An 8267-nucleotide genomic window follows, 5' to 3' on the forward strand; every position below is an offset into this window, starting at 1 on the left:
ATTAAGTGGGGGTGAGGCAACACGGGTGGCTATGGCAGAGATGTTTGTCAAAGCAAGTAATGTATTGATTCTAGATGAGCCAACTAATTTTATCGATGTTTTTACGATTGAAGCTTTAGAAAGCTTTATCCAGAAGTATTCAGGTACGGTTATTTTTACATCTCATGATAAGGAATTTGTGAGCCGAGTCGCTGATCCAGTGTATCAAATAGATGAAGAAAAGCTCATACATCTTCGTTAAATGAGATTCCAGTGACTAAAAGAGAAATTGATGACGACATTATTAGTAAAATTTAACTTAAATGAGAGGGTTTTCGTAGTAGAATAGTAAGTTATAAGGGAGTGGGTGATGACGATGAAAATGAAGACATTAACTAAATTAGCCTTAACGTTCGCAGGGGTTGCAATTGTAAGAAGAGCCTTTGATACAAGCATTCAAATTAGAAAATACCAAATGAAGAGCAATAAAGTAAACAATAATGTTCGGGTGATGTTCTTAAGTGATTTACATAATAACCAGTTTGGTGATAATCAATCTATCTTGATAGAACAAATTTCCGAACAAAAGCCTGATATTGTGCTTTTAGGAGGTGACCTTTTCGACTACGTTGGAAATGTCCACCCAACAACTAAGCTCCTCGATTGGTTAGGCCAACATTACCCAACATTTTACGTCACGGGGAATCATGAATTACGTATGAAACATTTAGCTGGCTTTAAACGCTTGATTCGCGAGATGAATATTCAAGTGTTAGAAGGAGACCGTGCGAAAGTAGAAGTGGGTCAAACAACACTAGTAATAAATGGTGTGGATGATGCGAAACACAAACGTACATTTAAAAAACAATTGAAGTACGTAGGAAAAAAAATAGATACAGAGTATCTTAATATCTTAATCAGTCATCGCCCTGAACAAGTTGAACAATATGAAAAATACCCGTTTGACTTAATATTAGCGGGACACGCTCATGGAGGACAATTCCGATTACCTGGCTTAATTAACGGCCTTTACTCACCGCAACAGGGCTTTTTCCCAGCTTACGCCGGTGGCGAATATGAATTAGAGAATGAGGCTACGATGATTGTCAGTCGCGGCTTGATGATTCAAAATCAACAGTTCCCACGTATCTTTAATCCACCTGAAATTGTCATCGTCGATTTACATTGAAATGCTAAAAAGCTTAACTATCTCTAAGTATGGTTAAGCTTTTTTAGTATAAAAATAACATTATCTAGGAAGAAGCTCCTAAGATAATGTTGTAAATATGATTAGTTTTGTTTGTATTTTGAGTACAGAGGTTCAAAAGCTTTACGAAAGGCTGTTTCGTCCGCAAGAGTCGCATGAACTTTTTTTAAGTTCTCGACATTAGGCTCGTATTCTAGCCAAAGTTTAATTCGTCCTGAAGGACCATATTTCTCAATCATATGCGTATAAACCCGTTTAAAAGTATCCTCTTTAACGTAGTCAGGATAGTGATCCAAACTATATAGAATGGTTCGACTCAGTAATCTTTCAAAGTTGATATCGCGATCCGCCTCAGAAATAATCTTGCCATAAAGTGAACGGGGTTCATAAGGTAAAGATGCACGGTGATCTTCTGCTGCTTGGGCAATCGTCTTTATTTCATTATCAGTAAAAAATGTTTTTAAGACAAAATCCGCTTCGATAATTTTACGAGAGGCTGATTCATGTCCTTGTCGGCCAAACTTTAAGCCAATATCGTGATAAGCTGCGATAGCATAGACAATGTTTAGATTCACATTATAATTTTTTGCGATATCCAAACTATTCTCAATTACTTGATATACATGATCAGGTTGATGAGCGCCATCATAGGCTTTGTACTGAGGAATTATTTTTGATTCAATATACTCAACTAATTTTTGATTTATCATTTTAACACCTCATTGATATTTTTGTTAGTATAACATAATTAGAATTAAATGTGCTAAAATTAGAATTAATTAAAAAATAGGGGAAATAAGATGAAGATAGAAGCAAGAAACACCTTAGATAATACGACAATAAAGCAAATCAATGAATTAGAAGCAATGGTTCAAACGCATGACGGAACATATCATGATATTTATTTAGATAATCGCTTTAATTTTGACCAAAGAATGCCCGCATTTTTATTTGCTTGGGTTGAAAATTACTTGATTGGTTTTCTATCCATATATGCTGATAATATTGAAGAAGCTGAATTATCAGTGATTGTGCACCCAACTTATAGACAACAAGGTATTGCCACAGCTCTAATAGAACAAGCTAAAGAGATTATTAAATCCTTTCGTATTGCTGATATATCTTACATAAGTGAGCGACGCTTCATTGAAAAAACGAATTATCTACACAGAACGTATCAAATCGACTGGCACGAGACAGAATATTTGATGGAAGCTAAAGTAATGGTTGAGCAAGAATATCCAGAAGCAACTATCCAAGTACGAAAAGCAGTGATGACAGATGCGAGAAGTATCGCTTCATTTCAAGCAAAAGTTTTCGAGAGTTCTTTTCAAGAAGCGATGACCTATGCAGAAGGCAGTATTGGTGAAGATGATCATGAGATCTTTGTTTTCTTGAATCAGGAGGGAGACATTGTTGGCTCCAGTTCAGTGAACACAACGGAAGAATATTATTATCTCCTTGGCTTAGCCGTGGATCCAAATTATCAAGGACAGGGCTTTGGAACGCAAGGTATCTATCAAATGATGAAGCAGTTAAATGCAGAGGACGAACGTCTATTTCGCTTATCAGTAGAAAAAGAAAATGCACACGCTAAACATTTATATCAAAAGAATGGCTTTGGGGTCATATCAGAAGTCGTTTATTTAAAAGAATAACGGAGGGAATTTTTGGAATTATGGGACTTATTTGATCGGAGTGGAAACATCGTTAGTACGAATCATGGACGAGGAGATACGATTCCTGAAGGTACCTATCATAAGATTGTGAATATTATTGTGCAGCATGTTGATGGGGATTATCTTTTAATGAAGCGTTCGGATGATAAAGAAAGTCGTGCAGGAGAATATGAGTTAACTGCTGGTGGAAGTACAATCAAAGGTGAAGACTTTAGTGAGGGTGCTTGGCGAGAATTATATGAAGAAACAGGGATTAAAGCAGATGCACTCTATGAATTGACGCCAGTCATTATTCGAGAAGAGAAACGATATTTACAAAAAAGTTTCTTTTGTTTAACTAATATAGATAAAAACTCCATTCAATTACAAGCAGGAGAGACTCAAGGTTTCCAGTGGTTGAGTGAAGACGAAGTCTTAGCTATATCAAATACAGATAGTTTAGTCCGTTTAACAAATGAAGTCATAGAGCGAATTAAAGAAATCAAATTAAAGCACCTTAAATTAACTTAAGAATGTCACAATAACGTCATAAACTTCAAGCAAACTTCACACCATTCCCTTTGAATGATTGCTATAATTGATATAACAAGCAATAGGGAGGGATTAGATGAGACGTATTCGTGATATTGTTTTAGCTTTATTATGTACGATAGCTATTGTCAATGTAACAGCCCATGATCAATCGATGACGCTAGAGCAACCGGAATTAATATTGGCCCAAGAGTTGAATGAGTTTGAAGGAATCCCAGAAGAGATTCAAGGTGTCTGGTCGTATGAAGGTGACATGACGAGTCAGTCGGCTATCTTGCGTGGTAACCAAATGATAATAACAGATGATTACAATGGCTCAGTCTACTATACTATTGATATGACTCAAGTTGAAGAGAACTTTGAAGTGGATGGTATTGACGATAATTCAGAGAGAACACTTTATATTCTTAACACAAATATTAATGATTATTCAATGCGTTATGGTGATGAAGAAGCAGCCATGACGACTGAAAACTTCTACTTTGTCTATGATGAGAATGAAGATATCTTAATCCCTCAGCCAGAAGTGACGTTTAACCGCAATGCTGAAGAAGAGCTTGCTTATATAATCCACGACAATATGATTACAGAACAACCAATTAACCGTGAACAATTACGTGAGGTCGATAGTGAATTTTTAGTCAATCGATATCATACTCATCAAGAAGCCGGTAGCGAAGATATATACTTAGAATTGTACCGAGATATTGCGAATGAATACCCTGATTTAAATCTATTGCGTAATGAGAACTATGAAACATACAGTGCAATTAGTTCGATTATTATCGCTAATTCAGAATTAACTTATGGAAGACTGAATCAAGCAGGACCCGATAAAGTCCTGTCACTATATCAAGAAGCTCAAAATAGTGCTAGCAGTGAAGATGTTGTAGTAAAAGAAATTTACCCAAGTATTGAAGCAGAAATCCAGGCATTCCATGACCGCCAATTAACGTATGAGAATTCATTGAGATATAGCGGAGAATAAGTTAAATATCCCCATCAGCAACCAAGCTGATGGGGATATTTGTATTTTATGATGAGGCTTAATCAAACAAAAGAAAATCGAGATCGTCAGGAACATCAGTTTCTAAATTGTAGACAACACCGTAGTCATCCTTAATATAAGTTGTATTAGTATTAGCTTCAAAACGTAATAGGGGAGTAGAAATATCATACATTGATACTTCCCATAAATTTCGATTGAACTTAATATTAGGCTCGTTGATATACAGGACGTGTGGCGTCCTACCTTGCGCCGAATTGGATGAAAAGTTGAAAGAAGCTAAATTTAGAATGCCTGGATTTTGTAAATCAAAGATAAAACGCCAAGTCTCACCACCACTATTTGCTACGATATCTGCTGTTGCTCGATAAGCTTCAGCATAGTCAATACCATGTTTTTCATTGAATGAGCTCACTTCTTCATTGGTCATAGAGTTAAAATCAATATGATCATCTATATAAGTTTGGATATTACTTAGACGTGTCCGGTTACTCAAATTAGTTGGATTCATGGTGGGTGAATTTTGGGTAATAACAACAACAGTATTATTTTTTTGATCAAAGTGAAAACCTGAAATAACTTGTGTTTCATCATCAGTTAGATAAGTTCCATCATAATCAAAGATTTGAGCTGAAACGATTTGAACCTGCGTGACGATTAAACCTAAAAGAATAATTAATTTTATTAACTTATTCATTTTGATTACCTTCTTCTAAGGTATAAACGATTCCGTACTCATCTGTGATACTGTCGGTACTCTCGTTCATCTCAAAACGAAGAATCCGTGGGTCTCCCATAATGCCAACAATCCATAAATCTTGGGATTGTAGAATTTCAGGTTTTGAAATCAAAATATCACTATTGAAGTCAGAATCAATGTCCGATAAAGAATGCACTCCCGGAATTTCTTGAAAAGCGAGTCTCAATGCATCCTTACGAGTCATCCAAGGCTCTACTTTATCTGCTGCTTCTAGCAATATTTTTGAATAATCTATATCGTCTAATCCCCATTTTTCGCGCATGTCATTTACTTCTTCAGCTGAGATAAATGGATCGATTAAAGCAGTATGGTTTCCACTGTTTCTAATCTCTAATAAACGACGAATATCTTCATTTTGACTCGACTGTTGAGTAAGAATAGTAATTGATTGCGACTCAGTATCGAAAGTAAACCCTCGTATCGCTTGGTTTTCATCGGTGAGATAAGTACCTTCATACGGAAAATCTCCAAAACCATCATGTGCTTCAACTAATGAAATTGTAAAGAAATTTATCAAAAATATAACGGCTAACGTAACTACAGTACTGCGTGAAAATTTCATTTAAACCATCCTCCTTGGAATTTATTGTTGACGAAATACTTTAGCAAATCTATACTTTCAGTAACAAAACAATTTTCAACTTCTTACTTATACTATAATAGATATGATGATAGTAAAGTTAATTTATTCATAAACGATGTTTTTTCACTCATAATCAGCCTAAAGTAAAGGAGTGCACAATGAATTTCAATATTTTTCAATATATTGTACCAACTTATATTTTATACTCATATTTCATTCAAAAGCCAAAAATAAATAAAGTAGTTTCAGGTTTTATATGTATCATCGTTGTTATAATCACAGCGCAATTAAATTTGAATTACCGTGAAGCTTTACAAACATTTTTAATATTTATGGTCTTTTTCGTATCGACTTACTGGCATTACAGAACTGTTTCTATTAGTACTATATATAGTGCTTTACCTTTAATTATTTATTACATAGCTACAGAATCAATGAGCTATGTTCAACTACCTCATTTTTGGATGACAATTATAATTACTTTAGCTTTTATTAGTATTCTGACTTTCCTTACTCGACAACTTATAAAGTGGTTCTACAGATATTATATCAATGCAAAAACATTCATTTATATTATTATTTTGTGCATTTTCTTTGTTGTTTATTATGCTCAACTGATGAATCTTTTCGAGTATTTCTTACTCAATGATTCAATGCTTACTATATTTAGAAGTGTTTATTTATTCGCGAGTGTATTATTTGTTCTAGTACTTATATTCTTTCACAATAGCAGTGAGCAAATTCGAATGATTGAACAAGAAAAAGCTCAAGAAGAAGTTAATCAACAATATAATCAGTTGATTACAAGGCAATATGATGATGTTCGTCAGTTTCGTCATGATTATCAAAATATATTGCTTAGTCTTGATGGATTCATAAAAGCTGAAGAGTGGGATCAATTACGGGATTATTTTGAACGAGTCTTAGATAAACATGACATTCAAACAGATGATACCAATCGGCAATTAGGTAAACTAATTTACTTACAAAATGCTGACTTACGAAACTTAATCTATACTAAACTATTATATGCCAAGTCACGAGGGATTGTTGTGAACATTGAAGTGTCAGAAAGTATGTTTATTGAAACAGATGAAACATTATCATTGCCACGTATGTTAGGCATTATTTTAGATAATGCCATCGAAGAAGCGGCAGAAATTCAACATGGAGAGCTATCGGTTTCATTAATCCAAGAAGAATTGGAGTCCCTAATAATTGTAGAAAACTCTTGCCGAGTAAATATTGAAAGTTTAGTTACATTAAAAGAAAACGGATATTCAACCAAAGGGGCAGAACGAGGGATTGGACTCTTTAACTTAGATAGACTAGTAGATAAGTCTATGATACTGCTTAATACTCAAATTAATGATCAGGTGTTTACTCAAGAGCTGATCATCCCAAGAGAGGTGATTTGATGCAATCTATTTATATTTGCGAAGATGACAAGAAGCAATTAGCCTATATGAGTGAAGTCATTGCTAATTACATTATGATTGAATCACTTGATATGGAACTCAGCCTGGCATCTGTGAACCCACTCATTCTTTTAGAAGCAATTAGGTCTGAAAAAGCTTCGAATGCAATCTATTTTCTTGATATTGATTTAAACCATGATATGAATGGTTTAGACTTAGCTAAAGAGATAAGAAAGGTTGATGACTGACTACTGCCACACATTTGTACCACTGATGCCAACTTTCTTACCACTGTTTGCCAAAGAATGTACCACCTTTTGCCAGCTTAATGTACCACTAAAGAAATATCCCATAACCACTGTGATTTAAGTTAGTTATGGGATATCTTTACATAATCCATAGGATTATATTAGTTTTTCATAGTAATATCCTAGAAGTTATTGGATAAACCCAGTCGTTCACGCATAGATGTTTCACCATCGATAGTGATGGTGTAGGAATTATGAACAATCCGATCAATAACTGCTTCGCCTGTTGGTCCACCTCCCAACTTAGAATGCCATCCAGCAGTGTTGAACTGGGTACAGAAGATCGTAGATGTCGTCTTTTCCCTTTTTTCTATGATTTCCATGGTCAAGTATAGTTCTTCTTCTGTTAAGTCATGAAGAAGCCACTCATCAATAATGAGTAGTTCTTTCTTCGTATACTTACGCATTAATTTCTTATAGCTGTCATCTGGTTGATTTTTTGCTATTTTAAACTCATCTAGAAGTTCAGGTAGGCGAACATACTGTACTTTATAAAATTGACGACAAGCAGCTATACCAAAGGCACAGGCTAAGTAGGTTTTCCCAGCCCCAGTTGCTCCCATTAGAATGATGTTATTCTTATTTTCTAAGTACAACCCAGAAGCTAAGCGTAAGATCTCTTCTTTTGGTAACCGTCGGTCTTCGAAATATTGAATCTCCTCAATTGATGCTGAAGGAACTTCGAATGCAGCTTGCCTTATTAAGCGTTGAAGCTTATTACTTTTGCGACGAGAATGTTCGCTGTCTACTAAAAGCTTAAAGCGATCTTCGAAGCCCAAATCGTTATATTGCTTGT

The 8267-nt window shown here is 34.9% G+C and carries 10 protein-coding genes and 1 pseudogene; 7 read left to right on the forward strand and 4 right to left on the reverse strand.

Features of this window, described 5'->3' with window-relative positions; genetic code table 11:
* Position 1: 1 nt before the first annotated feature.
* A pseudogene (locus tag FEZ33_RS02495) lies at positions 2-241 on the forward strand (ATP-binding cassette domain-containing protein); the annotation flags it as partial.
* A gap of 108 nt (positions 242-349) precedes the next feature.
* On the forward strand, positions 350-1168 hold the full coding sequence (locus FEZ33_RS02500) for a metallophosphoesterase (RefSeq protein WP_138403818.1): 819 nt from the start codon (positions 350-352) through the stop codon (positions 1166-1168).
* Between the two features lie 101 nt (positions 1169-1269).
* On the opposite strand, the gene FEZ33_RS02505 is transcribed toward FEZ33_RS02500, so the two are convergent.
* Positions 1270-1896, reverse strand: a complete 627-nt coding sequence (locus FEZ33_RS02505; protein ID WP_138403819.1) for an HD domain-containing protein — start codon at positions 1894-1896, stop codon at positions 1270-1272.
* 90 nt (positions 1897-1986) lie between these two features.
* Here FEZ33_RS02505 and FEZ33_RS02510 point away from each other — a divergent pair, with 90 nt between their 5' ends.
* The 3 genes from FEZ33_RS02510 (at position 1987) to FEZ33_RS02520 (ending at position 4384) form a co-directional block, all read left to right on the forward strand.
* The gene (locus FEZ33_RS02510; RefSeq protein WP_138403820.1) at positions 1987-2844 is read left to right on the forward strand and encodes a GNAT family N-acetyltransferase; all 858 of its coding nucleotides are present in this window, start codon (positions 1987-1989) and stop codon (positions 2842-2844) included.
* A 12-nt stretch (positions 2845-2856) separates the two neighbouring features.
* Complete coding sequence (locus FEZ33_RS02515) at positions 2857-3375, forward strand: NUDIX hydrolase (protein ID WP_138403821.1); 519 nt, start codon at positions 2857-2859, stop codon at positions 3373-3375.
* A gap of 97 nt (positions 3376-3472) precedes the next feature.
* A complete protein-coding gene (locus FEZ33_RS02520; RefSeq protein ID WP_138403822.1) occupies positions 3473-4384 on the forward strand; it encodes a hypothetical protein in 912 nt (303 codons plus the stop codon).
* 58 nt (positions 4385-4442) lie between these two features.
* On the opposite strand, the gene FEZ33_RS02525 is transcribed toward FEZ33_RS02520, so the two are convergent.
* Positions 4443-5099, reverse strand: a complete 657-nt coding sequence (locus tag FEZ33_RS02525) for a hypothetical protein (protein ID WP_138403823.1) — start codon at positions 5097-5099, stop codon at positions 4443-4445.
* Positions 5092-5724 (reverse strand): hypothetical protein, encoded by a 633-nt coding sequence (locus FEZ33_RS02530; RefSeq protein WP_138403824.1) that lies wholly within the window; start codon positions 5722-5724, stop codon positions 5092-5094. The genes FEZ33_RS02525 and FEZ33_RS02530 overlap by 8 nt, the downstream gene beginning before the upstream one ends.
* 767 nt (positions 5725-6491) lie before the next feature.
* On the opposite strand from FEZ33_RS02530, the gene FEZ33_RS12395 reads away from it, so the two are divergent.
* On the forward strand, positions 6492-7163 hold the full coding sequence (locus tag FEZ33_RS12395) for a sensor histidine kinase (RefSeq protein ID WP_171031254.1): 672 nt from the start codon (positions 6492-6494) through the stop codon (positions 7161-7163).
* Positions 7163-7411, forward strand: coding sequence for a response regulator (locus tag FEZ33_RS02540; RefSeq protein WP_138403826.1), 249 nt, complete (start codon positions 7163-7165; stop codon positions 7409-7411). Before FEZ33_RS12395 ends, FEZ33_RS02540 begins: the two co-directional genes overlap by 1 nt.
* A gap of 182 nt (positions 7412-7593) precedes the next feature.
* Here the strand turns inward: FEZ33_RS02540 and FEZ33_RS02545 are convergent.
* Positions 7594-8267 (reverse strand): ATP-binding protein (locus tag FEZ33_RS02545; protein ID WP_212746656.1); only part of this gene is annotated, 674 nt, incomplete at its 5' end.

Source organism: Ruoffia tabacinasalis (genome assembly GCF_005864045.1).
In the GTDB taxonomy this organism is placed as follows: Bacteria; Bacillota; Bacilli; order Lactobacillales; family Aerococcaceae; genus Ruoffia; species Ruoffia tabacinasalis.